The 23,820-nt window shown below is 73.2% G+C and carries 21 protein-coding genes; 16 read left to right on the top strand and 5 right to left on the bottom strand.

The window, feature by feature from the left end; translation table 11 throughout:
* Positions 1–10: 10 nt before the first annotated feature.
* The 5 genes from aztA (at position 11) to ACF1BN_RS08555 (ending at position 7,633) form a co-directional block, all read left to right on the top strand.
* The gene (gene aztA / locus ACF1BN_RS08575) at positions 11–754 is read left to right on the top strand and encodes a zinc ABC transporter ATP-binding protein AztA (RefSeq protein ID WP_392330836.1); all 744 of its coding nucleotides are present in this window, start codon (positions 11–13) and stop codon (positions 752–754) included.
* Positions 755–1,019: 265 nt separating this feature from the next.
* Positions 1,020–3,653: a class III lanthionine synthetase LanKC gene (lanKC, locus tag ACF1BN_RS08570; RefSeq protein ID WP_392330835.1), complete on the top strand. Its 2,634-nt coding sequence runs from the start codon at positions 1,020–1,022 to the stop codon at positions 3,651–3,653.
* Between the two features lie 43 nt (positions 3,654–3,696).
* Positions 3,697–3,825 (top strand): SapB/AmfS family lanthipeptide, encoded by a 129-nt coding sequence (locus ACF1BN_RS08565; RefSeq protein WP_352023216.1) that lies wholly within the window; start codon positions 3,697–3,699, stop codon positions 3,823–3,825.
* A gap of 158 nt (positions 3,826–3,983) precedes the next feature.
* Positions 3,984–5,804 (top strand): ABC transporter ATP-binding protein, encoded by a 1,821-nt coding sequence (locus tag ACF1BN_RS08560; protein ID WP_392330834.1) that lies wholly within the window; start codon positions 3,984–3,986, stop codon positions 5,802–5,804.
* The gene (locus ACF1BN_RS08555; RefSeq protein ID WP_392330833.1) at positions 5,801–7,633 is read left to right on the top strand and encodes an ATP-binding cassette domain-containing protein; all 1,833 of its coding nucleotides are present in this window, start codon (positions 5,801–5,803) and stop codon (positions 7,631–7,633) included. Before ACF1BN_RS08560 ends, ACF1BN_RS08555 begins: the two co-directional genes overlap by 4 nt.
* 36 nt (positions 7,634–7,669) lie before the next feature.
* On the opposite strand, the gene ACF1BN_RS08550 is transcribed toward ACF1BN_RS08555, so the two are convergent.
* Complete coding sequence (locus ACF1BN_RS08550) at positions 7,670–8,281, bottom strand: LuxR C-terminal-related transcriptional regulator (protein WP_392330832.1); 612 nt, start codon at positions 8,279–8,281, stop codon at positions 7,670–7,672.
* Between the two features lie 454 nt (positions 8,282–8,735).
* Here ACF1BN_RS08550 and ACF1BN_RS08545 point away from each other — a divergent pair, with 454 nt between their 5' ends.
* Genes ACF1BN_RS08545 through ACF1BN_RS08520 form a run of 6 tightly spaced genes read left to right on the top strand, consistent with a single transcriptional unit; the run spans position 8,736 to position 14,892 of the window.
* Positions 8,736–9,581 (top strand): STAS domain-containing protein, encoded by an 846-nt coding sequence (locus tag ACF1BN_RS08545; RefSeq protein WP_392330831.1) that lies wholly within the window; start codon positions 8,736–8,738, stop codon positions 9,579–9,581.
* On the top strand, positions 9,578–9,955 hold the full coding sequence (locus ACF1BN_RS08540) for an STAS domain-containing protein (RefSeq protein WP_351846482.1): 378 nt from the start codon (positions 9,578–9,580) through the stop codon (positions 9,953–9,955). The genes ACF1BN_RS08545 and ACF1BN_RS08540 overlap by 4 nt, the downstream gene beginning before the upstream one ends.
* Positions 9,952–10,374, top strand: a complete 423-nt coding sequence (locus ACF1BN_RS08535; RefSeq protein ID WP_392330830.1) for an anti-sigma regulatory factor — start codon at positions 9,952–9,954, stop codon at positions 10,372–10,374. The genes ACF1BN_RS08540 and ACF1BN_RS08535 overlap by 4 nt, the downstream gene beginning before the upstream one ends.
* A 5-nt stretch (positions 10,375–10,379) precedes the next feature.
* Positions 10,380–11,423, top strand: a complete 1,044-nt coding sequence (locus tag ACF1BN_RS08530) for an ATP-binding SpoIIE family protein phosphatase (RefSeq protein ID WP_392330829.1) — start codon at positions 10,380–10,382, stop codon at positions 11,421–11,423.
* The gene (locus ACF1BN_RS08525) at positions 11,420–13,267 is read left to right on the top strand and encodes an ATP-binding protein (RefSeq protein ID WP_392330828.1); all 1,848 of its coding nucleotides are present in this window, start codon (positions 11,420–11,422) and stop codon (positions 13,265–13,267) included. The genes ACF1BN_RS08530 and ACF1BN_RS08525 overlap by 4 nt, the downstream gene beginning before the upstream one ends.
* Positions 13,267–14,892: a SpoIIE family protein phosphatase gene (locus ACF1BN_RS08520; RefSeq protein WP_392331015.1), complete on the top strand. Its 1,626-nt coding sequence runs from the start codon at positions 13,267–13,269 to the stop codon at positions 14,890–14,892. Before ACF1BN_RS08525 ends, ACF1BN_RS08520 begins: the two co-directional genes overlap by 1 nt.
* A gap of 154 nt (positions 14,893–15,046) precedes the next feature.
* Here ACF1BN_RS08520 and ACF1BN_RS08515 read toward each other — a convergent pair whose 3' ends face one another.
* Together ACF1BN_RS08515 and ACF1BN_RS08510 are read right to left on the bottom strand one after the other, a co-directional pair.
* The gene (locus ACF1BN_RS08515; protein WP_392331014.1) at positions 15,047–15,217 is read right to left on the bottom strand and encodes a hydrophobic protein; all 171 of its coding nucleotides are present in this window, start codon (positions 15,215–15,217) and stop codon (positions 15,047–15,049) included.
* Positions 15,218–15,347: 130 nt separating this feature from the next.
* Complete coding sequence (locus tag ACF1BN_RS08510; RefSeq protein WP_392330827.1) at positions 15,348–15,704, bottom strand: STAS domain-containing protein; 357 nt, start codon at positions 15,702–15,704, stop codon at positions 15,348–15,350.
* A gap of 349 nt (positions 15,705–16,053) precedes the next feature.
* On the opposite strand from ACF1BN_RS08510, the gene ACF1BN_RS08505 reads away from it, so the two are divergent.
* The 3 genes from ACF1BN_RS08505 to ACF1BN_RS08495 all read left to right on the top strand — a co-directional run bounded on the left by ACF1BN_RS08505 (position 16,054) and on the right by ACF1BN_RS08495 (position 20,904).
* Positions 16,054–20,274 (top strand): SpoIIE family protein phosphatase, encoded by a 4,221-nt coding sequence (locus ACF1BN_RS08505; protein WP_392330826.1) that lies wholly within the window; start codon positions 16,054–16,056, stop codon positions 20,272–20,274.
* Positions 20,271–20,567, top strand: a complete 297-nt coding sequence (locus tag ACF1BN_RS08500; RefSeq protein ID WP_392330825.1) for an STAS domain-containing protein — start codon at positions 20,271–20,273, stop codon at positions 20,565–20,567. Before ACF1BN_RS08505 ends, ACF1BN_RS08500 begins: the two co-directional genes overlap by 4 nt.
* 169 nt (positions 20,568–20,736) lie before the next feature.
* Positions 20,737–20,904 carry a sigma factor-like helix-turn-helix DNA-binding protein gene (locus ACF1BN_RS08495; protein WP_392330824.1) on the top strand — a complete coding sequence of 56 codons (168 nt, stop codon included), beginning with the start codon at positions 20,737–20,739 and terminating at the stop codon, positions 20,902–20,904.
* 31 nt (positions 20,905–20,935) lie between these two features.
* On the opposite strand, the gene ACF1BN_RS08490 is transcribed toward ACF1BN_RS08495, so the two are convergent.
* Both ACF1BN_RS08490 and ACF1BN_RS08485 read right to left on the bottom strand, forming a co-directional pair.
* Entirely contained in the window at positions 20,936–21,379 is a 444-nt protein-coding gene (locus tag ACF1BN_RS08490; RefSeq protein WP_392330823.1) for a hypothetical protein, read from the bottom strand.
* A gap of 17 nt (positions 21,380–21,396) precedes the next feature.
* Positions 21,397–22,023 (bottom strand): flavodoxin family protein, encoded by a 627-nt coding sequence (locus ACF1BN_RS08485; protein ID WP_392330822.1) that lies wholly within the window; start codon positions 22,021–22,023, stop codon positions 21,397–21,399.
* Positions 22,024–22,226: 203 nt separating this feature from the next.
* Between ACF1BN_RS08485 and rpmF the strand changes: the two genes are divergently transcribed.
* Positions 22,227–22,397 carry a 50S ribosomal protein L32 gene (gene rpmF, locus ACF1BN_RS08480; protein WP_392330821.1) on the top strand — a complete coding sequence of 57 codons (171 nt, stop codon included), beginning with the start codon at positions 22,227–22,229 and terminating at the stop codon, positions 22,395–22,397.
* A gap of 4 nt (positions 22,398–22,401) precedes the next feature.
* Positions 22,402–23,562, top strand: coding sequence for a GTP-binding protein (locus ACF1BN_RS08475; protein ID WP_392330820.1), 1,161 nt, complete (start codon positions 22,402–22,404; stop codon positions 23,560–23,562).
* Positions 23,563–23,820: the final 258 nt, after the last annotated feature.

The following is a 23,820-nucleotide window of genomic DNA, read 5'->3' as shown; positions in this document are numbered from 1 at the left end:
TGACCCTACAATGACAATCATGTTCAACAACAACCCCCCAGAGACCCACCGGGGCGTGGCGACCGGCCCCCGCGTCAGGATCACCGCCCTGGACGCCGGATACCCGGGCATACCCGTCCTGCGTCAACTCACCTGCGACATACCGGCTTTGACCATGACGGCGCTCGTCGGGCCGAACGGAAGCGGGAAGTCGACCCTGCTCGGCGTACTGGCCGGAGTGATCCGGGGCACAGCGGGAGAGGTCCGGTTCGCCGAGGGCCGTCCGCCGGCGTTCGTGCCACAGCGCGGTGCCGTCGGGGACGCCCTGCCGCTCACCGCGCGCCAGACGGTGGAGATGGGCCGCTGGGGAGAACGCGGCCTGTGGCGGAGGCAGACCCGGGAGGACCGGGCGGTGGTGGACTCCGCCATGGAGCGGCTGGCCGTCGCCGACCTGGCCGGCCGGCAGCTCGGGGAGCTGTCGGGCGGTCAGCGCCAGCGCGTCCTGATCGCCCAGGGCCTCGCCCAGGAGTCCGACCTCCTCCTGCTGGACGAACCGACCACCGGTCTCGACCCCGCGTCCCGCGAGCGGATCGCGACCCTGCTGACGGGGCTGGTCGCCGACGGCACCACGGTCGTCCAGGCCACCCACGACCTGGAGACCGCCCGCACGGCGGGCACCTGTCTGCTGCTCGGGGACGGCCGGCTCGTCGAACAGGGCGCCCCCGCCCGAGTGCTCACCCCGGAGGCCCTCTCCCGCACCTGGCAGCCCGGATGAGAGGCGTACGGGGCCGGCTCCCGTGAGCCACGCGCACACACCCGTCCCGCCCGCACCACCTCGGTGCGCCGTGCGACGGAGGAGGGCTGACCGCCGGACGCCGGACCTCCACGGTGCGTCCATCGAGGCGGCCGGGGATCGAAGGGCGTGCACGGGGCCCTGGTTACCGGTGCGTTCCGCACATACGGATGGTGACAGCGGCGACTGTCGGCGCTCGTGAGGGGCGTGACAACGTCGTGTCCGTCACCGACCGAGGGAGTGCGCAGTGAACAAGGGGTACGCGGTCTTCTGCGACGCAGACCGTCACTTCTACGACGCGCCCCACCGCCTCGTCTTCGGCGAGGCCGGGAGCGGCTCGCTCTACCGGGCCGCCACCCTCCCCGTGCCCGAGGGCTGGACCTCTCACCGGACGGGCGACTGGCTCGCCCTGCGTCCGCTGGACCGCCCGCTCCCCGCGCAGGGCTGGAAGATCCACGTCTCGGCCGGTCTCGACAACGCGGAGGCGATCCTCGCCACGGTCCGGGAGTACTGCCTGGGGAGGGACGTCGCCTTCAAGTTCGTCCCCGGTCGCTACCTGCTGCACCAGCGCAACGCCAAGTACGCGGACCGCTCGGCGAGCGGCAAGTTCATCACCGTCTACCCGGCCGACGACCGGGAGTGCGAGCGCGTGGCCACCGACCTGGCCGGGCTGCTGGACGGTGAGGCCGGTCCGTACATCCTGAGCGACCTGCGGTGGGGCCGGGGCCCCGTCCACCTGCGGTACGGAAGCTTCACCCGCCGCCACTGCTACGACGAGCACGGGGAGCTGCGGCCGGCCCTGGAGGACGCGTCCGGGACGCTCGTGCCCGACCGCCGTGGTCCCGTCTTCCACGTACCCGACTGGGTGACCCCGCCCGCCTTCCTGCTCCCGCACCTCGCGGCACGGGCCGCGGTGACCGTGGAGGAACTGCCGTACGAGATCGTGAAGGCGCTGCACTTCTCCAACGGCGGCGGAGTGTACGAGGCCCGGCACCGGCCGACCGGTCGGCGGGTCGTCCTGAAGGAGGCGCGCCCGTACGCCGGGCTGGCCGCGGACGGGGCGGACGCCGTGACCCGGCTGCGCCGCGAGCGCGAGGCGCTGGAGAGGCTGTCCGGTCTCGCCTGCACGCCGGAGGTCCTCGACGGCTTCACGGTCGGCGAGCACCACTTCCTGGCGCTGGAGTTCGTGGAGGGCAAGCCGCTCAACACCTTCTTCGCCCGGCGGCATCCCCTGATGGAGGCCGACCCGCCGGCGGAGAAGCTCGCGGAGTACACGGAGTGGGCCCTGCGGATCCACGGGCTCGTCGAGCGGGCCGTGGCCGACGTCCACGCTCGCGGGATCGTCTTCAACGACCTGCACCTGTTCAACATCATGGTGTCCGAGGACGAGTCCTCGGTGGTGCTGCTGGACTTCGAAGCCGCCGAGCCCGCTTCGGAGGGCGGTCGCCAGACCGTCGCCAACCCCGCGTTCGTGGCACCGGCCGACCGACGGGGCCTCGACGTGGACCGGTACGCCCTCGCGTGCCTCCGGATCGCCCTGTTCATCCCCCTCACGAGTCTGCTGGCCGTGGACCGGGGCAAGGCCGCGCACCTGGCGCAGGCCGCCGCGGCGCGGTTCCCGGTGCCCCCCGGCTTCCTGGACGAGGCGGTGCGGGAGATCCTGCGCGAGCCGGCCGGGAATCCGCCCCGGGAGACCCTCCGGATGCCCGCTCGACACCCGGACGGCGCCCGGTTCCTGCCCGTGGAGCCGGGAGACTGGCCGGCTGCCCGTGACTCCCTGGTGCGCGCCGTCCACGCGTCGGCGACGCCGGACAGGGAGGACCGCTTCTTCCCCGGCGACATCGCTCAGTTCGCCACCGCCGGCGGGGGCATGTCCGTCGCGTACGGCACCGCGGGAGTGCTCCACGCCCTGCGGGAGAGCGGCGCCCCCCGATGTCCGGAGGCCGAGGACAGACTGCTGCGGTACGCCAAGGCACCCGACTCCGGGACGCCGCTCGGCTTCTACGACGGACTCACCGGCGTCGCGTGGACCCTCGACCGGCTCGGGCACGCGGCCGCCGCGCTCGAACTGGCCGCGCTCGTCCTCGAACAGGACCACGAGGCCCTCGCCCCCGACCTGCACGGAGGGACCGCCGGCATCGGCCTCGCCCTGGACGCCCTGGCCACCGCCACCGGCGAGAGCGCCCTGCACGCGGCGGCGCTGCGCTGCGCCGAGCTGACGGCCCGTCCGCTCCGGACGTCCGCCCGGACGACGGGGGCGGCGGCGCCGGGCGAGGTACGCACGGGGCTGCTGCACGGCGGTGCCGGACGGGCCCTGCTGTTCGTACGGCTCTACGAACGCACGCGGGACTCCGCGCTGCTCGACCTCGCCGCCGAGGCGCTCCACGACGACCTCTCCCGTTGCGTCCGCGGGGCCTCCGGGACCCTGCAGGTCGACGAGGGCCGACGCACGATGCCCTACCTCGGCGCGGGCAGTGTCGGCATCGGCATGGTGATCGACGACTGTCTCCTCCACCGGTACGACGACGCCCTGGACCGGGCCCGCCGCGAGATCGTAGGGGCGGCGCAGGCCACCTTCTACGCCCAGCCGGGCCTCTTCCGGGGCGTCGCCGGGATGGTGCTCCACCTCTCCCGCACGAACGCCGGCGGACCCGGTACGGAGCCGGAGGACGTACGCCGCCAGGTCGGATGCCTCACCTGGCACGCCATGTCCTACCGGGGTCACCTCGCCTTCCCCGGCGAGCAGATGATGCGCCTCTCCATGGACCTCTCCACCGGCACCGCCGGCGTCCTGCTGGCCCTCGCGGCGGCGCTGGACGACCGCCCGGCGCAGCTGCCGTTCCTCCCGCCGCTTCCGCGGCCCCACGAACCGGCCCCATGACGGGGTCGTCCGCACCATCCGTCCTCTACGAAAGGAAACGATCATGAACCTGTTCGACCTTCAGTCGCTGGAGACCCCCAAGGACGAGGCCATGGGTGACGTCGAGACCGGGAGCCGCGCGAGCCTCCTGCTCTGTGGCGACAGCAGCCTCAGCGTGACGACCTGCAACTGACCCGATCCGGCTTCCCGCACGGCGTCTGAACGCCGGTGTGGAGTCACGGTGCCCCTGGAGCGCTGCTCCCGGGGCACCGGCCGTCGGGACCGGACACCGTCCGCGGTCCCGGGGCGCGTTCCGGTACGGAAAGGGAAGAGAAGGGAAGAGGGGATCGGATGGCCTCGCCGACCGGTTCCGACCGGCTGCTCATCGGCGCCGCACGGCACACCGCGGGCCTCACCGCGGCGCTGCTGCTCTGTTCCGTCGTCGGCGCCGCCTGCTCGCTCGCCGTCCCCGCGCTCGCGGGCGGGACCCTGGACCTGTTGTTGCGCGGCGGGCCCGGGGCGGGGACGTGGCTGGCGTGGACCGCCGCGCTGCTCGCCGTGGAGATCGTCGCGGAGACCGGCACCGTGCTCTTGACCCAGCTCGCCAACACCCGCGCCACGGCCTGGATCCGGCTGCGCGCCCTGGCCGGCCTCCTCGGCACCGCCCCCCACCGGGCGGCGCCCCACTCGGGCGGTGACGTCGCCGCACGGCTGTGCGTCAACGCCAACGACAGCGGCACCGCCCCCGCGGCCCTCGCGACCTCCGTGTCCTCCGTGCTCGTACCGATCGGAGCGCTCGTGGCCCTGGCGCTCATCCATCCCTGGACCGCGATGGTCTTCGCCGCCGGTCTCCCGCTGCTCCTTCTGCTCCTGCGCGCGTTCGCCACCCAGTCCTCCGACTCGGTCGGCCGGTACCAGCAGGCGCAGGGCGTCATGGCCGCCCGGCTGGCCGAAGCGCTGGGCGGCGCCCGTACCATCGCCGCCGCCGACACGGCGCGCCGCGAGGAGGACCGCGTCCTGGCCCCGCTGCCGGAACTGACCCTGCACGGCACGCGCATGTGGCTCGTCCACGGCCGTGCCGTGGCCCGGAGCGGAGTCCTGCTCCCGCTGCTCACCACGGCCGTCGTCGCGGTGGCGGGCATGCGTCTCGCCGCGGGTGACGTCAGCGTGGGCGAGCTGATGGCCGCGTCCCGGTACGCGGCGCTCGCCGCCGGGATCGGAGGCGTCGCGGCGCCCCTCGGCACCCTGGTCCGGGCCCGCGGCGCGGGCCGCCGCACCGCCGAGCTCGCCGGTCTGGAACCGATGGCCCACGGTGCCGCCGTCCTGCCGCCCGACGGGCCCGGCGATCTGGAGCTGCGCCGGGTGCGGGTGGTGCGCGGGGGCGTCGCCCTGATCGCGGACGTGACGCTCGCCGTCGAGGGCGGCTCGACGGTGGCCGTCGTGGGCCGCTCGGGTGCGGGCAAGTCCACCCTGGCGGCCGTCGCGGGCCGGCTGACCGACCCCGATGCCGGACACGTGCTCCTGGACGGTGTCGACCTGGCCGACCTGGCCGTCGGAGAGCTGCGGGGGGCCACCGCGTACGCCTTCGCACGTCCGGTCTTCGACGGCGGCGCCACCGTCACGATCGGCGCGGCGCTGGCCGCCGGAACCGGCCCCGCACAGGGCCCCGCCACGGTGGAGCGGGTCGAGGAGGCCGCGACGGCCGTCCGCGCCGACGCCTTCCTCCGGCTGCTGCCCCGCGGCTACGAGACCCCGGTGGACGAGGCGCCGCTGTCCGGCGGAGAGGCCCAACGCCTGGGCCTGGCACGGGCCTTCGTCAACCACGGACGCCTGATGATCCTCGACGACGCGACGTCCAGCCTCGACACCGCCACCGAACGGCAGGTGGAACGCGCCCTCGCCGCGTCACCACGACCGTGCACCAGGCTGATCGTCGCCCACCGGGTGTCCACCGCCGCCCGGGCGGACCGGGTGGTCTGGCTGGAGGCGGGCCGCGTGCGCGGGACCGGACCCCACCGTCTGCTGTGGGAGGACCCGGAGTACCGCGCGGTGTTCGCGGCGGAGGCTTCGACGCCGGCGGCCGAGGCGGACGTCGTCCCAGCCGAAGCGGAAGCGGTGACACCCGGGACGAAGCCATCGGCGCCGCCGACCGGAGCGGAGGCGCGCACGTGACACCGGCGCCGCGCTCGACGCGGGCGAAGCACGCGACGGAGGCGGACGCTCCGGCGTCGAAGCCTCCGGCGGCTCCGGGTCCGGTCTCCGAGGAGGCGGCCACGGCCCGGCGCGCCATGGCGCCCGTCCGGTCCCTCCTGCGCCGCCGCAAGGGCGCCCTGGCGAGACTGGCGGCATGGTCGGCCGCCGAGTCCGCCCAGACCTTCCTCGGCGGCTACTGCGTGGCCCGCTCCCTCGACGACGGCTTCTTGAGGAGCTCCCCCGCCACAGGACTCCTCTGGCTGGCGGGAGCCGCCGTGGCCATCCTTCTCGGCGCTCCTGTCGTCCGGGGCGTCTTCGCCCAACTCCCCCACTTCACGGAGTCGTTGAGGGACGATCTCGTACGGGGGTCGGTCGTACGGGCCCTGCGCTCGGCCACCGCCTCGGACCGCGGCCCGGACACCACCGCGGTGTCCCGGCTGACGAGCCAGACCGAGATCGCCCGGGACAGTTTCGCCGGACTGGTGCTCGCGGGCCGCTCCTTCGTGTTCGTCGCCGTGGGGGCCCTCGCCGGCCTGGTGTCGCTCGCGCCACAGTTCCTCCTCGTCGTGATCCCTCCCCTGGCGCTGGGCCTCGCCCTCTTCACGGCGTCGCTACGACCCATGGCACGGGCCCAGCACCGCTACCTCGACGCCGACGAGGCGGTCGGCCGGCGCGCCGAGGTCACCCGTACCGCCCTGCGCGACATCGTGGCCTGCGGTGCCCAGGAGGCGACCGCCGCGGAGAACCGCCGTGCCGTCGAGGAGGCCGCGGCCGCCCAGCGTGTCCTGGCCCGCTGGGCGGCCGTCCGCACGCTCTCCGTGGCGACGGCCGGGCAGCTCCCGGTGTTCCTGCTGCTCGCCGCGACCCCGTGGCTCCTCCGCCAGGGGGTCACGGCGGGCGCCATCGTGGGGGCGCTCACCTACGTCCTCCAGTCGCTGCTCCCCGCCCTGCACACCCTGATGACCGTGCTGGGAGCGGCGGGCGCGCGGCTGTTCGTCATCCTGGACCGGCTCACCCGGCCGCTGCCCGCCACCCCCTCCCCCACGGCCCCCTCCCCCACGGCCGGTCCCCGTCGCGAGGGCCGGGCGACCGCGGCCCTGGAACTGCGTCGCGTGCGCGTCGCGTACGGACCCGGGGCCCGTCCCGTACTGGACGATCTGGAACTGACCGTCGAACGGGGTGAACACCTCGCGGTCGTCGGCCCGAGCGGCATCGGCAAATCCACCCTTCTGCACGTGATGGCGGGCCTGCTGACGCCCGATCGGGGAGAGGTACGGCTGTTCGGCCACGCGATCGGCACCTGCCGGCCGCCGGAACGCGCGGCCCTGCGCGTGCTCCTTCCCCAGGAGGCATACGTCTTCACGGGCACCCTGCGGGAGAACCTGTGCTACCTGCGGTCCGACGCCGGTCGGTCCGATGTCGACGGGGCCGTGGACGCGCTGGCCCTGGGGCCGCTCGTCGACCGGGTGGGCGGTCTCGACCGTACGCTGACGCCCGACACCCTGTCCCTCGGCGAACGCCAGCTCATCGCCCTGGGACGGGCCCATCTGGCCGCCGCGCCGCTGTTGCTGCTCGACGAGGCGACCTGCCACATGGATCCCGTCGCGGAGGCCACGGCCGAACACGCCCTGCGGGCCCGGCCGGGAGCCCTGGTCGTCGTCGCCCACCGGCTGTCGTCCGCGCTCCGGGCCGACCGCGTCCTCGTCCTCGACGGCACCCGCGCCGAGTACGGCACCCACGCGGAGCTGCTGCGGCGTTCCGCTCTCTACCGCGACCTCACGGGGCACTGGGGCGAGACCGAGCGATGAGTCACCCCGGCGGCGGCGACCTCACGCGGCCGGGGTTCAGGTCCACCCGGCGCCCTGGGCGATCCGGATGGCGTCCACACGGTTGCGGGCGCCGACCTTGCGGATGACGCTCGCCATGTAGTTGCGGACGGTTCCCTTGGACAGGAACAGGATCGTGGCGATCTCGGAGATCGGCGCTCCGTCGGCGGCCAGCGACAGGACACTCAGTTCGCGCCGGGTCAGGGGCATCTCCGCGGCCTGGAGGAAGCCGAGCGCCAGCGTCTCGTCGATGAAGCGCTCCCCTCTGGCCAGACGGTGTACGGCCTCCACCAGTCGACACTTCGGACTGTCCTTGTCGACGAAGCCGGCCGCTCCTGCCGCGTGCGCCCGCCTCAGCACCCCCGGCCGGTGCCCCGGGACGAGGGCCAGGAGCGCCGAGCGGCCCGCCGCGCCGGCTCCGGACGAGGGTAAGCAGGCCGTAGCGGGTAAGCCGGAGGGCGGCAGACACTCGGCGTCGACGACGTACACGTCCGTCTCCGCCCGTCCGGCGGCCGGGCCGTCGGACCACCGGGCCAGCGAGGAGGCCACATGGATCCCGCTCGACCTCAGCAGTTCCTCGAGCGCGGTGCGCAGGAGCTGTGCCTCGTAGACCACCGTCACTCGTATCATTCCCAGCCCTTCGGTCCTGCGTCGTGACAGGGGTGCACGACGCGAGCGGTCACCCCCACCCCTCTGCCCATGACGCCCCCGGAAGAACGGGGCACCGGGCGCACGGAGGGCGCACGGCGCGGCGTCTCGGCCGGATCCGTCACACGCCCGTCACGGGAACGCAGGCCGACGACGTGCGGTGCCGACCGGCGCGCGCGGGGGTTGTCCGGATCCCACCCCGGCGCCCCCACGGCCTCGGGCGCGTTCCGCTCGCGTCTGCGGCGTGATATGTCTCACGTTCGCGTGAGAGGTATGGACCGCGTGTGCGGGGGCAGGGGTCCCCCGATGGGGGGGTCGGGCACCGGGTCGGGCCCACGAAGGCCCCTTTTCGCGACAACTGGTTCGACTGACGCCGTGGGCAGTGCCGTAGGGTCGGCAGCGTTCTGACTTGTGTGACATGTGGAGGGAACTGCGTATGGACAGCGGCGATTCGAAGCGGCTGCTGGAACTGCTCACGTCACGCCGTACCGAGCTGGTCACGCAGTGGGAGCAGGCCGTCGGGGCGTCCCTGCACGGGCGGCTGAGCGCCGTGGAGCTGGGCCGCGAGCTGAACGAGCTGTACGAGGCGATCATCGACGCCCTCACGACCGGCGGATTCGCCGGGCGGAGCTCCGAGTACGCGGTCGTGCGCAGCCTCCTGGTGGAGCTGTCCCGGAACCGGGCGCGTCAGGGCTTCACCCCCACCGAGACCGCCGTGAGCGTGTTCGCGCTCAAGGAGGTGCTGGAGTCCCTGCTCGGCGGGTCCGTCGACGACGTCCGCGTCTACGTCCAGTTCTCGCGCCTCCTCGACGATCTGGGCCTCTTCACGGTGGAGGAGTACGCGCGGACCCGCGAGGAGATCATCTCCGCGCAGTCGCAGCAGCTCCTGGAGCTGTCCACTCCGGTCGTGAAGCTGTGGGACGGCGTCGTGGGCGTGCCGCTCGTGGGCACCCTGGACTCCGCCCGTACGCAGGTGGTCATGGAGAAGCTCCTCCAGGCCCTGCTGGACTCGAACTCCGCCCACGCGATCATCGACATCACGGGTGTCCCCGCGGTGGACACCCAGGTGGCGCAGCACCTGCTCAAGACCGTCGTCGCGGCGCGCATGATGGGTGCGGAGTGCGTCATCTCGGGGATCCGGCCGCAGATCGCGCAGACCATCGTCGGGCTCGGCATCGAGTTCGGTGACATCCCGACCAAGGCCACCCTGGCGGACGCCCTGCGTCACGCCCTGGGCGAGATCGACAAGGCCGCTGCGACGCGTGCGGCGGGCCTGCTGTGAGCGATCGCGTTCCGGTCCTGAAGATCGGTGACATCCTCCTCGTGTCCATCCAGGTCGACCTGGAGGACCAGATGGTGCTCGACCTGCAGGACGACCTGTCCCAGCAGATCGTCGCCACCTCCGCCCGCGGCGTGGTCATCGACATCTCCGCCCTGGAGATCGTCGACTCCTTCGTGGGGCGGATGCTCGCCACCACGGCGGCGATCTCCCGTGTCCTGGGCGCGGAGACGGTCGTCGTGGGCATGCGGCCCGCGGTCGCCATGACCCTGGTGGAGCTCGGGCTGTCGCTCGGCGGCGTCCGGACGGCCCTGAACCTCGAGCTCGGGCTGGGCTACCTTCGTCGCGCGCAGGTGTCACCTCCGGCGAGCCGGTGAGGCAGTACCCGGCCGACGAGGCCTCACGCGAGGAAGTGGCGGTCCAGGCCAGCGGGGACGTGGTGAAGGCGCGCCAGACGGTGCGTCTGCTCGCCCAGCAGGCCGGCCTGTCCCTGGTCAATCAGACGAAGCTCGTCACCGCCGCGAGTGAGCTCGGCCGCAACACGCTCATCTACGGCGGCGGGGGCACGGTCCAGGCGGCGATCGTCCGTGACGTGGCCAGGGTCGGCGTCTGGGTGCGCTTCGCCGACACCGGCCCCGGCATTCCTGACATGGACCTGGCCCTCACGGACGGTTGGACGTCCGGCAGCGGCATGGGGCTGGGTCTCAGCGGCGCCCGCCGGCTCGTCGACGAGTTCGAGCTCGATTCGACGCCCGGTGTCGGGACCACGGTGACGGTGCTGAAGTGGGCGCGGTGAATCCCGTGGCCGACGGCCACGGGACCGAGGCCGAGGACGTCGTGTGGATGCGCCTGGGCGCGGCGCTGGACGCGGTCGCGCGCCGTGAGGCCGCGCGTCTGGCGCACCGCATCGGCATGTCCGCGGACAGGGTGGCCGAGGTGGAGCTCGCGGTCACCGAGGCGGCCACCAACCTGCAGAAGTACGCGAAGGACGGATCCCTCGCGCTGAGGATCGTCCGCGCGCCCGCCCGGGCGGCCGTCGAGCTGCTGTCGCTGGACAGCGGTCCCGGGATCCCGAACCTCTCGGCGGCGCTCGCCGACGGCTCCTCCAGCGGCGGCACCCTCGGCATGGGCCTGGGCTCCATCGCGCGGTGCGCCGACACGTTCGACGTGTACTCCCTGCCGGGGACCGGAACGGCGCTGCTCGCCCGGTTCTGGTCCGCCGGTCCGGACGGTGCGTCCGGGGACGCCGAGCCGTCGGTGGCCGGGCTGACCCGGCCGATCAGCGGTGAGACCGTGTGCGGGGACAGCTGGGCCGCGCGCACCGACGAGGGGCCCGACGGCGTCGTGGTCACCGCCATGATGTGCGACGGGCTCGGTCACGGCCCGCTGGCGGCGCTGGCCGGCGAACGGGCACGGGCCGCGTTCCGGACCAACGCGCACAGGTCGCCGGAGCTGGTCCTGAGGGCGCTGCACGACGAGTTGAGGGGGACGCGTGGCGCGGCGGTCTCGGTGGCGCGCGCCGACTACGCCCGCGGCACCGTCGAGCACTGCGGAGTGGGCAACATCAGCGCCTGCGTGGTCAGCGGGGACAAGCGGCACGCGCTGCTGTCGGTTCCCGGGATCGTGGGCCACCAGATGCCCACTCTGAGGACCTACAAGGTGCCCCTGGACCGGAGCGGTGTCCTGGTCCTCCACTCCGACGGGCTGAGCGACCGCTGGTCCCCCGCTTCCTTTCCCGGACTGTTCGGGCGGCGTCCGGCGCTCATCGCCGCGCAGATCCTCGGTCAGGCGGGAGTGCGACGCGACGACGCCGGCATCGTCGTCGTCCGGGCGGCCGGCTCGTGAGAGCCGACGGAAGCCACGAGTTCAGCGAACTGGCCCTGAGCGCCGACAGAGATGTGTTTGAACTCCGCAGGCAGGGACAGCTGCTGTGCAAGGCCTTGGGACTGGAGGGTCACGAACTGGTCCGGGTGGTGACCGTACTGAGTGAGGTGGGGCGTGATCTTCTGGGATCCCCGGGGCTTCGCGTGGGACTTCGGACCGCTCCGCTGCCCGGCGGAGTGCACTTCCTCGCCTCCTTCACCTGGGGCGGTCACCGGCGCCCCGGCACCGAGACCGTACGGGCGGCGCACCGGCTCCTGGACCACAGCGTGCACGGCACCTCGGACGAAGGGCACACCTTGACGGTGGGACAGCGACTGCCCTCCTCGAACACTCCCCCCGGACAGCGCGTGGAGCGGGCCCGCGCGGCGCTCCTCGGCTCGGGGGACCTCAGCATGGCCGAGGAGCTGCGGTCGCAGAACCGGCAGCTGCTCCGGGCCCTGGAGGAGTCGCGGGCCCAGCAGGAGGAGCTGCGGCGACTGAACGAGGAGCTGGAGGAGACCAACAAGGGAGTGGTCGCGCTCTATAGCGAGCTGTCCGCGGAGCTGGAGGAGACGAACACGGGCGTGGTCGCCCTCTACGCCGAACTGGAGGACATGACGCGGCAGTTGCGTCTGGCCAGCGAGGCCAAGACGAGGTTCTGGGCCAATGTGAGCCATGAGCTGCGTGCCCCGGTCAACTCGGTCATCTCCCTGGCGCGTCTGCTCATGGCGCCCGGCGCCGATCCGCTGAGCGAGGAACAGCGGCAGCAGCTGGCCCTGATCGCCGGCTCCGGCAGCACCCTCCTCGCGCTCGTGGAGGAGCTCCTCGACGTGGCGAAGGCGGAGTCCGGGCGGCTGGAGCCCGTGCCGGCCGAAACCGACCTGCGGACGCTGCTCCATCAGCTCCGCGGGACGCTCGGCGGCATGGCGCACGAGGGGGTGCGTCTGGACATTCCCGACGTGTCGGATGCTCCGCGGCTGGTCACCGACGAGGTCATGCTGACCCGCGTCCTGCGCAACGTGCTCTCCAACGGGCTGAAGTTCACGACGTCCGGCGAGGTCCGGCTCACCGTCGAGACCGAGACGCGCGGCGGGCGGACCTGGTTCGCGTTCACCACGACCGACACGGGCGTCGGGATCCCGCTGGACCAACAGGAGCGGGTGTTCGAGGAGTTCTACCAGGTCCTGGGCGTGCACCAGCGCAGCCAGTCCGGCACCGGGCTGGGACTGCCGTACGCGCGCCGGCTCACCGCGATCCTCGGCGGCACCCTCACGCTGACCAGCTCCCCCGGTGAGGGAACCACCGTCCGCGTGGACGTCCCCGCCCAGCTCGACGCTTCCGCCGGGGAGGCGCCGGGTGCGGACGGCGACGTGCCGCAGGCGGTCGAACCCACCGCGCGGCTGGGCTCCCTCGTGGTCGTGGACGACGACCCGACGTTCCTCGACCTGCTGCGCCCGACCTTGGAGCGCGTCGCCGACGACGTCACCGAGGTCACGGTCAGCGCGCGGGCCTTCGACGTCATCCGGGACCGGCGACCGGACGCGATCCTGATCGACCTCGTCATGCCCGCGCCGGACGGCTACACCCTGCTCGGGGTCCTGGCCCGCGACCCGGTCACGGCGCGCGTCCCGGTCGTGGTGCTGACCTCCACCGACCCGAGCGAGGTGGACCGGACCCGGCTCACCCACGCCCGTTCCGTGCTGAACAAGACCCACCTCACCCGCGAGCGCATCCTGCTGGCCCTGGGCCTCGACCCGGTGCCCGCCGCTCCCCCTCCCCCGATGGCGGGAGACGCGCCCGCCGAGAGCGGAAAGACGACAGTGTGATCCCCGACCCGTCCCCGTCCGACAACTCCCCGGCGAGCATCCTCATCGTCGACGACAACCCGACGAACCGCTACGTGCTGAGGACCACGCTGTCGCGGGCGGGTCACGCGGTCGTCGAGGCCGAGGACGGCACCCAGGCCCTGGCGATCCTCAGGTCCGGCGAACCCCTGCCGGAGGTCGCCATCGTCGACGTGCGCCTGCCGGACATGACCGGCTTCGACGTCTGCGAGCGCATCAAGGCGGACGCCGTCACGGCGGCTCTCCCCGTCATCCACGTCTCCGCCTCGGCGATCACCGCCACCGACCGGACACAGGGACTCAACCGCGGAGCCGACGCGTACCTCACCGAACCCATCGCCCCGGACGAGCTCCTCGCCACGGTCACCGCCGCCCTGCGCTACGCCCGCGCCCGGCGCCGGGCCGAGCACCTGGCCGACCGTCTCCTCCACCTCAACGAGGCCACGCACCGGCTCTACAGCGCGGACAGCGCCACCGAGGTCGCCCGGGCGGCGGCGGAAGGCGCCGCGACCGTACTGGGGACGACGGCGGTGGCTGCTCTGATCTCCCCGCACGGCGAGCCCGCCTCGGCGGTCCGCACGGCGGCGCGGGCCGAGGAGGCACCGCGCGGTGTGGAGGTCTGCAAGGTCGACGTGCGGGAGCTGCCGTCGTACGACGAGTTCGGTGAGCGGACCGGTACCCGGCTCCTGCGGACCGAGGCCCGGCCCTGGCCGGGCTTCCCGGCCGATCTGATACCCCGGGGCACGCTCGCCGTCGGCGTCGCCCGGGCGAAGCCGGGGCGCCCCCCGGTCTGCCTCGCGGTGCCCGCCGAGGTCGTCGCGACGCCGGACGACGAACAACTGCTCACCCAGCTGGCCCAGGCATGCGCCCTGGCCCTGGAGGCACTGCGGAGCTACACCGAGGAACACGATCTGGCGCTCACGCTCCAGCGGAGCTTCCTGCCCGACACCCTGCCCCGCTCCCCGCTGGCCGATCTGGCGGTGCGCTACCTGCCCGCCAGCGAACACGCGGAGATCGGCGGCGACTTCTACGAAGCCCTGCCCACCCGGGACGGGCTGCTGCTGGCCGTGGGCGACGTGGCCGGCCACTCCCTCGACGCGGCGATGCTGATGGGGCAGATCCGTCATGCCCTGCGCGCCTACGCGATCGAGGAGCACTCGCCGCAGACGATCCTCGAACGCATCGAGAACCTCCTCGTGGCCGTCGAGGCACAGCTCACCCTCACCCTGTGCATCGTCCTCGTGGACGGCGGGACGGGGCTGCTGCACGTCGCCAACGCGGGCCACCTGCCACCGCTCCTGCGCACTCCCGACGGAAGCGTCCGCTTCGTCGACGAGCACGGGCCCCTCCTCGGTCTGCGGCTCCCGCAGCCCGCGGCGGTCCGGGTGGCCGCGCCGCCCGGCTCCGTCCTCGTGATGACGACGGACGGCCTGATCGAGCGGCGCCACGAGGATCTCGGCGACTCGCTGACGCGTCTGTCGACCGTCCTGGGCACGCTGCCGGCCGACGTGGAGGGGGTGTGCGACGGGTTGCTGACGGCGTTCCCGCCCGACGGGGAGGACGACATCGCGCTGATGGCGGTCCGCGTCACCGGTCCTTCGGAGTGAGGCGGGGCTCGGCGCCGCGGGCCTTCCGCGTCGGCCGGCCGTCCCTCGCATGTCGGCCGCGCCGCAGCTGACCGAAGCGCCTCAGGGCCCGGCCGGTTCCGTCCGGTCGGGCCCCGAGGCGTGCGGCGCGCGAGGAAGCGCGCCGTCGCTCACCTCACCATCTGTACCAACGGCCGCGGCCGCCCCCTGCGTTGGTGGACCGCATGACGAAGCCGAGCAGCCATATCACCAGCACGGCTATGGCGACCCACCAGAGCACCTTGAGGGCGAAACCCGCGCCGAAAAGGATCAGGACGAGAAGCAGGACCAGCAGCAAAGGAATCATTGTCATCAACCTCCTGACAGCCGCCTGTCCCGCGATTCCCGTCTCATGCACCGATCCGCCCGCCGATCGGATCCGTCCCCGATCGGTTCCTCACCCGATCGCTCCCGTACCCGATCGGGTGCGTCCCCGATCAGGGCCCCGCGGGGCCCAGCGCGTCCGCGACCGTGGGCACGAGGGTGAAGACCTGGTCCAGGCCCATGATCCCGAAGACCCGGGACAGGTCGTCGTTCACTCCGGCGAGTGCCAGGACGCAGCCCGCCGCGTGCGCCTTCTGGTAGGCGCTGACGAGGACGGTCACGCCGGTCGAGTCGCAGTAGGTGAGAGCCGTCAGGTCGAGTACGACGCGAGCGTCCGGGACGAACGCCTCCTCCCCGAGGAAGTCGGCGAGGAGCGGCGCGGTGTCGTGGTCGAGTTCGCCCTCCACGACCAGGACCGTGGCGCCCGGGACGGTGTGCTGCGGGTTGATGGTGAGAGTGTGATCGTCCACCGGTTCTCCTGTGCGACTGAGGGCGTACGGTTCGTCGGCCGGGCTGCGGAGCCTACGGAGCGAGCCGTCGTCCCCGGTGTCCTTCGCCTCTCCACGGTCCGGCGGAGTATGTGTCACCGCCCTCACGACCGGGTGCGGTTCCCCGCGCCGGCCCGCGCGCGCCTCGGCCTCGCGGGCCGGGGCGCACACGCCCGCGGGCGCGGTGGCAGGTTTATCCTACGGATCATGCGGGGTTCTCGCGGGTCGCGGGCGTGTCGGCCGATGACCGCGTCGGACGGTCGCGGGCGACGCGATCACGGCCCCGGCCTCACGGACAGAAGGCGCGGGCGCGAGCACGGGAGGGTGGCCGGTGGTCGAACGTGAGGGCCGGGAGGCCCGTACGACGGGGACGGCCGTGCCCGAGGTGTTCGCGGCCGACCAGGAGGTCGGCCGTGATCTGGCGGCGGTGGACTGGGCGGCGACCCCCCTGGGAGATCCGGAGAGCTGGCCGCAGAGTCTGCGCACCGCCGTGAGCATCCTGCTGTCGTCCCGCTTCTCGATGTGGCTGGCGTGGGGGCCGGAACTGACGTTCTTCTGCAACGCCGCCTACCGGCGCGACACGCTCGGGCGCAAGTACCCGTGGGCGCTCGGCCGGCCGGTGCGGGAGGTCTGGTCGGAGATCTGGGAGGACGTCCGCCCCCGGATCGAGAGCGTCCTCACCGGCAGTGCCACGTGGGACGAGGCGCTGCTGCTGTTCGTGCGGCGCTCCGGCTTCCCGGAGGAGAGCTACCACACCTTCTCGTACAGTCCGCTCCGCGACGAGGACGGGCAGGTCGTCGGCGTGCTCTGCGTCGTCAGCGAGGAGACCGACCGCGTCATCGCCGAGCGCCGCATGAGCACGCTGCGGGACCTGGGTTCGGACTCCCGCGCGCTCCTGACCGAGCAGGAGCTGGTGGCCTTCGCGGGCCGGCAGCTGGAGCGCAACGCCGAGGACCTGCCGTTCACCCTCACGTACCTCTTCCAGGAGGACGGCTCCGCCCGGCTGGCGGGAACCACCGGCATCGCCGCCGGACATCCCGCCGCCCCCGAGGTGCTGGCGGCCGGCGACACCTCGGCGCCGTGGCCGGCGTCGACCCGGCAGGAGACCGCGCTGGTGGCCCTGGACGGTCCGGCCCACGAGGCGCTGCCGGGTGGCGCCTGGTCCGAGCCGCCGACCCGCGCGCTGACCGTGCCCCTGCGGGATCGGGGCGCCGCGCCGTACGGCTTCCTGGTGGCGGCCCTGAACCGCTACCGGCCACTGGACGAGGACTACCGCGGCTTCGTCGAACTCGTGGCGGGGCACCTCGCGGCCGGCATCTCTCGTGCCCGCAGCTACCGGGCCCAGCAGCGGCGGGCCGAGGAGCTCGCCGAGCTCGACCGTGCCAAGACCGTCTTCTTCTCCAACATCAGCCACGAGTTCCGGACCCCGCTGACCCTGATCACGGGCCCGGTCGAGGAGCTGCGCACCCGCTTGGCGGACGCCGATCCCGCCGTGCGCGACGAACTCGACGTCATCCGCCGCAACGGGCTCCGGATGGGCAGGCTGGTCAACGACCTGCTCGACTTCTCCCAGATCGAGGCCGGGCGCCTGGAAGGACGGTACGAGCCCGTGGACCTCGCCACGGCCACCGCCGACCTGGCCGGCGTGTTCCGTTCCGCCATCGACAGGGCCGGGCTCGCCCTCGTCGTCGATTGCCCGGCCCTGGATGCCCCGGTGTACGTGGACCGCGGGATGTGGGAGAAGGTGATCCTGAACCTGCTGTCCAACGCTCTGAAGTTCACGTTCGAGGGAACGATCGGCGTGTCCGTGCGTTCGGAGCGCGCGGAGGCGGTGGTGACGGTCACGGACACCGGCACCGGCGTGCCGGCCGACGAGGTTCCGCGGCTCTTCGAGCGCTTCCACCGTGTCGAAAAGGCCCGCGCGCGCTCCGGTGAGGGCAGCGGCATCGGGCTCGCCATGGTCCGGGAGCTCGTCGAGCTGCACGGCGGCACCGTCACCGCCGAGTCCGTCGAGGGCGAGGGCACCCGCTTCACGATCCGCCTGCCGTTCGGCACCGCGCACCTGCCCGCGGACGCGGTGGTGCCCGCGTCCCCGTCGGCCGGCGGGGACGGCGCGGCCGAACCCTATGTCCAGGAGGCGCTGCGCTGGCTGCCCGGCGGAGAGGCGGCCCCGGGGCCGGCCGTCGCGCCTGCCGGAAGCGGCGCGGCCGGCGCCGGGAGCGGGACGGAGGCAGGAGCTCGGACCGGCGCCGGGACCGCCGTGGAGCCGAGCGGGAGAAGCGCTCCGGGCGGCGCCGCGACGGTCCTCGTCGCCGACGACAACGCGGACATGCGCGAGTACCTCACCCGTCTGCTGTCGGGTGCCGGTTACGGGGTACGGGGGGTGCGCGACGGCCAGGAGGCCCTCGCCGCGATCCGCGCCCAGCTGCCCGACCTGGTCGTCAGCGACGTGATGATGCCCCGCCTGGACGGTCTGGCGCTCGTGACCGCGCTGCGCGCCGACCCCCGCACCGCCACCGTCCCCATCCTGCTGCTCTCCGCCCGGGCCGGTCAGGAAGCCTCCGTCGAGGGCCTGCGGGCGGGCTCCGACGACTACCTCGTCAAGCCCTTCGCGGCCGTCGAGCTCCTCGCCCGCGTGCGCGCCACCGTGGAACTCGCGCGGCTCCGCAATCATCAGGCCCGCTGGCGCACCGCCCTCGTGGACTCCCTCCAGGAAGGGTTCTTCGTCCGCGACGAGACGGGTGCCGTCGTCGAGATCAACGCCGCCTTCACCGGCATCCTCGGGTACGGGCCCGAGGGACTGCCGTACGCGCCCGTCCCTCCGTGGTGGCCCGACGCGCGGCTCGACCCGGAAGCACGCGAGCAGGTCGAGGAGTGCTTCGCCCGGTCGGCCGGGACGACACAGGGCGCCTCCACCGTCCCCCTCACCCACCGGGACGGACGGAGGGTCTGGGTGAGCGTCGCCACCATCGAGGTCCAGGACCCCGACACCGGCCGGCGCGTCGTCGTGGGCACCTTCCGCGACGTCACCGCCGAGCACCACGCCGTCCAGCGTGACAGCGCCCTGGCCGCCTTCGGCACCCGGCTGTCGGAGGCCGGCAGCACGGCCGAAGCGCTCGCGGGCGCGCTGGACGAACTGCGGAGCCTGTGGCGCGCGCACCGGGCGACGGCCGCCGTCTTCACGGACGGGGACCGACCCGAGCTGACCGTGGCGGGGCCGGCGGTGACGTGGGACCGGCTCCGCGCCGAGGAGCGGCAGCTGCTGACCGCGGTCCGCGGGCGGCCCGCGCTCACGCCGGTCGCCGACGCCTCCGGCGCCGCCGTCCTTCTGGAGCACCCCGACGGCCCCCTCGTCCTCCGGATCGACCTCGGTCACCGGCGCCCCTTCACCGACGAGGACGGGCTGCTGCTGTCCCTGCTGGCCGGCCGTCTGGCGCAGGCGCTGACCCGCGCCCGCCAGATCGACCAGCAGCGGGAGACCGCACTCGCGCTGCAGCGGGCCATACTCGGCCCCGCACAGCTCCCCGCGGGATTCGCCGTGCGCTACGAGCCGGCCGTCCGGCCCCTCGAGGTGGGCGGCGACTGGTACGACGTCGTGTCGCTGCCCGACGGGCGCGTCGGCATCGTCGTCGGGGACTGCGTCGGCCGCGGACTCGAGGCCGCCGCGGTCATGGGCCAGCTCCGCAGCGCCTGCCGGGCACTGCTCCTGCGGAACCCGGACCCGGCGCAGGTCCTCATGGCGCTCGACCAGTTCGCCGTCGGCGTTCCCGGCGCGCTGTGCACCACGGTGTTCTGCGGTGTGCTCGACCACAGCACCGGAATCCTGACCTATTCCAGCGCGGGCCATCCTCCCGGTGTCCTCACCCACCCCGACGGCACCACGATCCTGCTGGAGGAGGGTCGCTCCACCCCCCTCGCCATCGCCCCGGGGAAGGACCGTCCGACCGGCACGTGCACCGTGCCAGCCCGTGCCACGCTGCTGCTCTACACGGACGGCCTGGTCGAACGCCGTCGTGTACCCCTCGTCCAGGGCATCGCCGCGGCGGGCCGCGCCCTGCGGGACGGCCGCGACACGAGCCTCGACGTCCTGGCCGGCGACATCATGGCCCGGCTGGCCCCCGCGGACGGTTACGACGACGACGTCGCCCTCCTGCTCCACCGCCTCCCCGCGCCCCTCGACGTGACGTTCCCCGCGGAATCGGGACAGCTCGCGACGGTGCGGCAGGACCTCCGCGGCTGGCTCGACCGGTGCGACCTGCCTTCGCGGACGGTCCAGAACGCTCTTGTCGCGGCCGGGGAGGCGTGCGCCAACGCGATCGAGCACGGCCACCGCGACTCCCCCGGCGGCGCCGTGCGCCTGCGCGCCGAGGCCCTCGGCAGCGAACTGCGGCTCAGTGTCGCGGACACGGGCCGCTGGAAGCGGCCCGATCCCGGGTCCCATCCCCACCGCGGCCGCGGAGTGACCCTCATGCGCGCCCTGATGCGACAGGTCACCATCACCCCCGGCCCGGCCGGCACCACCGTCGACATGTGTACGAGGATCGCCCCATGACCACGACTCCGCTCACCCTCACCCCCGGCCGCCGGGCGGACGGCACCCCGGTCCTGAGAGCGGTCGGCGAGATCGACATGAGCAACGCCGACGCCCTCGCCTCCGCCCTCGACGACCTGCCGGGCCCGCTCGTCGTCGACCTCACCGAGGTGGAGTACCTCGACAGCGCCGCCCTGAGCGTGCTGTTCACCCACTCCCACCGTGTCGAACTCGTCGCGCCCCCGCTGCTCACTCCCGTCCTGACGATCTCCGGCCTCGCCGAGCTCACCACGGTCCACGAGACCGACGTCTGACTCCCGGGGCCGCACAGGACCGGGGAGCCTTCGGGGCGGCGGGGCGACGGGGCGACGGGGACGGGCCGGCCGATGTAAAAGGCGGGTGGGGATCCTGGACAGTGGAATCGACAGGTCCTGTGCGGGGACCTCGTGATCGAGGTGTTCTCCGCGATCGTCTCGCCCCGCCATGTCAGGTCGGTCGCGGCAACGCCGCCGACAGGCCGAGATCGGCCGCCGGCTCGGCCTCTCCCAGATGCACGTCTCCCGCCTGCTCACCCGCATCCTCACCACCCTGCACGCCGGGCTGCTCGCCGATCCGGAGGTGGAAGACGCACCCGGCGACCCAGGACGGTGATCGAGGCCGTCTTCGGACGGGCGCGGGCCTCTCAGGTCTCGGGGGGCGTCGCGGTGTGGTCCGGATGGTGGTGGGTGCGGCGATCCGTCTTGAAGAGGGCCTCCAGGAGGTGGTCGCGGCCGTCGGCCAGCTCGTCGACGATGTACTGCTCCATCGCGGCGAAGGGCCGGTAGTAGGTGGCGTTGTACGCCTCGATGATCTGGAACGTCCAATGGCCCGGGATCACGTTGCGCCCCACGAGCTCGCGCTCCACCCTCGCCGCCTGCTCCTCGTGCCCGGCCTCCCTCAGGAGCCGGACGGCGTCGCCGAGCTCGAAGTCGGCGGTCCCGGTCAGCTGATGGAAGCCGTAGAGGTGGCCGCGGGCCCGCTCCGTGGTCTCCAGCGCTTTCGAGAGGGCGCCCAGCGCGCGCACCGTCTTCTCATCGACCTCGTCGGGCACCTGATGCGCCCGGTCCATGTCTTGAGTGTCGTCCATGGGGGCTCCCGGGAAGATCAGGATGAGGGCGGGTAGGGGGCGGCCTTGAGGCGACGGGCCAGGTGAGCGGTGTTGGCCGCGAGAGTGGCCGTGGTGGCGGCGGTCTTCTCCGGGGTGGTGTCGAGGTCCTGGTAGTCGGTGCCCTGCATGGCCTCGCCGACCCAGTAGGTGACGGCGTTCGGCGCGAGAGTGAACCCGACGTCGTTGAGCCCCTGGAACAGGTCGGCGCCGACCTTGTGGGCGCCGTCCTCGTTGCCGACGACGCAGACGGCCGCGACTTTGCCGTAGGTGAGCATGCGGCCCTCGTCGTCGGTCTCGGACAGCTCCGCGTCCAGGCGTTCCAGCACGCGCTGGGCGACGCTGGAGGGGTGCCCGAGCCAGATCGGCGTGGACAGGACCAGGATGTCCGCGTCGAGGATCTCCGCACGGATCCGCGGCCAGGCGTCGCCGCCGCCCATGTCCGTCTCCACGCCCGGCTTCACGTCGTGGTCCACGATCCGGAAGATCTGACCGGTCACTCCGTGGTCGCCGAGCGCCTCCAGGGTCTGCTCGGCCAGCAGTTGGGAGCTGGAGCGCGCGGGGGAAGGAGACAGCGTGCACACGAGTGCCACGGCGCGCAGCGTGGAGGATTCCGTAGGGGTCATGGCACACGTCTTCCCGCTCCTCCCGAGCCATGCCCCGTGTCACGGCACTCTTCGACCGGACGAGGCCCGCAGCCCGGCATCCGGGCGCATCGGCGTGCCCCCTGCCGACACACCGGATCAGCAGTGTCACTCCGAGTAAGTTTGATAATGGCATCCATTTCCATATAGCGTCCCGGTGTCACCCCGAACCGAGGAGTTCCACCATGGCCGTCCCCAAGCGGAAGATGTCCCGCAGCAACACCCGCCACCGCCGCGCCCGGTGGAAGGCGACCACGCCCCAGCTCGTGCCGGTCACCGTCGACGGCGTCGTGCACCAGGTCCCCCAGCGTCTCGTCAAGGCGTACGAGCGCGGCCTGATCCACCCCGAGGGCTGAGGACGTGCCCCCGTACGCGCCTCTGCCGGTCACCGTCCTCTCCGGCTTCCTCGGAGCGGGCAAGACCACGCTGCTCAACCATGTCCTCGGCAACCGCCAAGGGCTGCGGGTCGCGGTCATCGTCAACGACATGAGTGAAGTCAACATCGACGCCGCCCTCGTGCGCGGCGGCGAGGCGGCCCTCTCCCGCACCGAGGAGCGCCTGGTCGAGATGACCAACGGGTGCATCTGCTGCACCCTGCGCGACGACCTCCTGGAAGAGGTCGACCGCCTCGCCCGCGAGGACCGGTTCGACCACCTGCTCATCGAGTCCAGCGGCATCTCCGAACCCCTGCCGGTCGCGGCGACGTTCTCCTTCCCCAGGGACGACGGGGCCACCCTCGGGGACCTCGCCCGCCTCGACACGATGGTGACGGTCGTGGACGCCGCGAACTTCCTGCCCGAGCTCGACGGCGGCGACGAACTCACCGCGCGCGGCCTGGCCCCGTACGAGGACGACGAGCGCACCGTGAGCGACCTCCTCGTGGACCAGGTCGAGTTCGCGGACGTCATCGTCCTCAACAAGCTCGACCTGGTCGACCCGGACGAGGCGCGCCGGCTGCGTGCCGCGCTCGCGCGGCTCAACCCGGAGGCGCGGATCGTCCCCGCCGTACGCGGACGGGTCCCCCTGGAGCACGTCCTCGGCACCGGCCTGTTCGACGTCGAGAAGGCGCAGCAGGCCCCCGGCTGGGTGAAGGAGCTCAACGGCGACCACGTGCCCGAGACCGAGGAGTACGGCATCTCCTCGCTCGTCTTCCGCTCCGAGCTGCCCTTCCACCCCGGACGGCTGTGGGACTTCGTCACCCGGGACCTCGACGGCGGCTCGTACGGACGCGTCCTGCGCTCCAAGGGCTTCTTCCGGCTCGCGAGCAGGCCCCGGGTGATCGGCCTGTGGTCGCAGGCCGGCGCCGTCGCGCGCTTCGAGCCCTCAGGCGTGCACGACCGGGACAGCACGCAGGGCCAGGAACTGGTCCTCATCGGCACCGGCCTGCGCGCCGACGCCCTCCGCGCGGCACTCGACGCCTGCCTGCTCGCGCCGGGCGAGCCGGTTCCCGCCGACGACGACTTCCCCGCCTGGGAGACGTACGGCGTCGAGGACACCTGCGCGCACGAGCAGGCGGCCTGACGCACCGGGCACACACGCTCCGGGCCGGACGGTGGTCGCAGCCACGGCACCGTCCGGCCCGGCCGGTCCCTCCGGCGGGCACCCGCATGCGGCGGTCCCGCACGGACACCGGGGCTCCGGGCCGCCGCTCCGACGCCGGTGGACGGCCGGACGGCCGCCCCTCGGACGGGTGGGCTCCGGTCCGGCGGCGGGGCAGGCGCGGCGGGCGGGGAATCCAAGCCCGGGACGGGGGTACGCGACCCCCACCACCGACGGAAG

This window comes from Streptomyces sp. NPDC014861, from assembly GCF_043081625.1.
Lineage (GTDB): Bacteria > Actinomycetota > Actinomycetes > Streptomycetales > Streptomycetaceae > Streptomyces.
The sequence above is the reverse complement of the archived record's forward strand: the minus strand, read 5'-3'. Positions and strand labels throughout refer to the sequence as shown.

What these genes read in the sequence shown, in the direction of transcription:
- aztA (WP_392330836.1), top strand. Translation starts at nt 11, where the DNA reads ATGACAATCATGTTCAACAACAACCCCCCAGAGACCCACCGGGGCGTG.
- ACF1BN_RS08565 (WP_352023216.1), top strand. Translation starts at nt 3,697, where the DNA reads ATGAACCTGTTCGACCTTCAGTCGCTGGAGACCCCCAAGGACGAGGCC.
- ACF1BN_RS08560 (WP_392330834.1), top strand. Translation starts at nt 3,984, where the DNA reads ATGGCCTCGCCGACCGGTTCCGACCGGCTGCTCATCGGCGCCGCACGG.
- ACF1BN_RS08550 (WP_392330832.1), bottom strand. Translation starts at nt 8,281, where the DNA reads ATGATACGAGTGACGGTGGTCTACGAGGCACAGCTCCTGCGCACCGCG.
- ACF1BN_RS08545 (WP_392330831.1), top strand. Translation starts at nt 8,736, where the DNA reads ATGGACAGCGGCGATTCGAAGCGGCTGCTGGAACTGCTCACGTCACGC.
- ACF1BN_RS08515 (WP_392331014.1), bottom strand. Translation starts at nt 15,217, where the DNA reads ATGATTCCTTTGCTGCTGGTCCTGCTTCTCGTCCTGATCCTTTTCGGC.
- ACF1BN_RS08500 (WP_392330825.1), top strand. Translation starts at nt 20,271, where the DNA reads ATGACCACGACTCCGCTCACCCTCACCCCCGGCCGCCGGGCGGACGGC.
- ACF1BN_RS08495 (WP_392330824.1), top strand. Translation starts at nt 20,737, where the DNA reads ATGTCAGGTCGGTCGCGGCAACGCCGCCGACAGGCCGAGATCGGCCGC.
- ACF1BN_RS08490 (WP_392330823.1), bottom strand. Translation starts at nt 21,379, where the DNA reads ATGGACGACACTCAAGACATGGACCGGGCGCATCAGGTGCCCGACGAG.
- ACF1BN_RS08485 (WP_392330822.1), bottom strand. Translation starts at nt 22,023, where the DNA reads ATGACCCCTACGGAATCCTCCACGCTGCGCGCCGTGGCACTCGTGTGC.
- rpmF (WP_392330821.1), top strand. Translation starts at nt 22,227, where the DNA reads ATGGCCGTCCCCAAGCGGAAGATGTCCCGCAGCAACACCCGCCACCGC.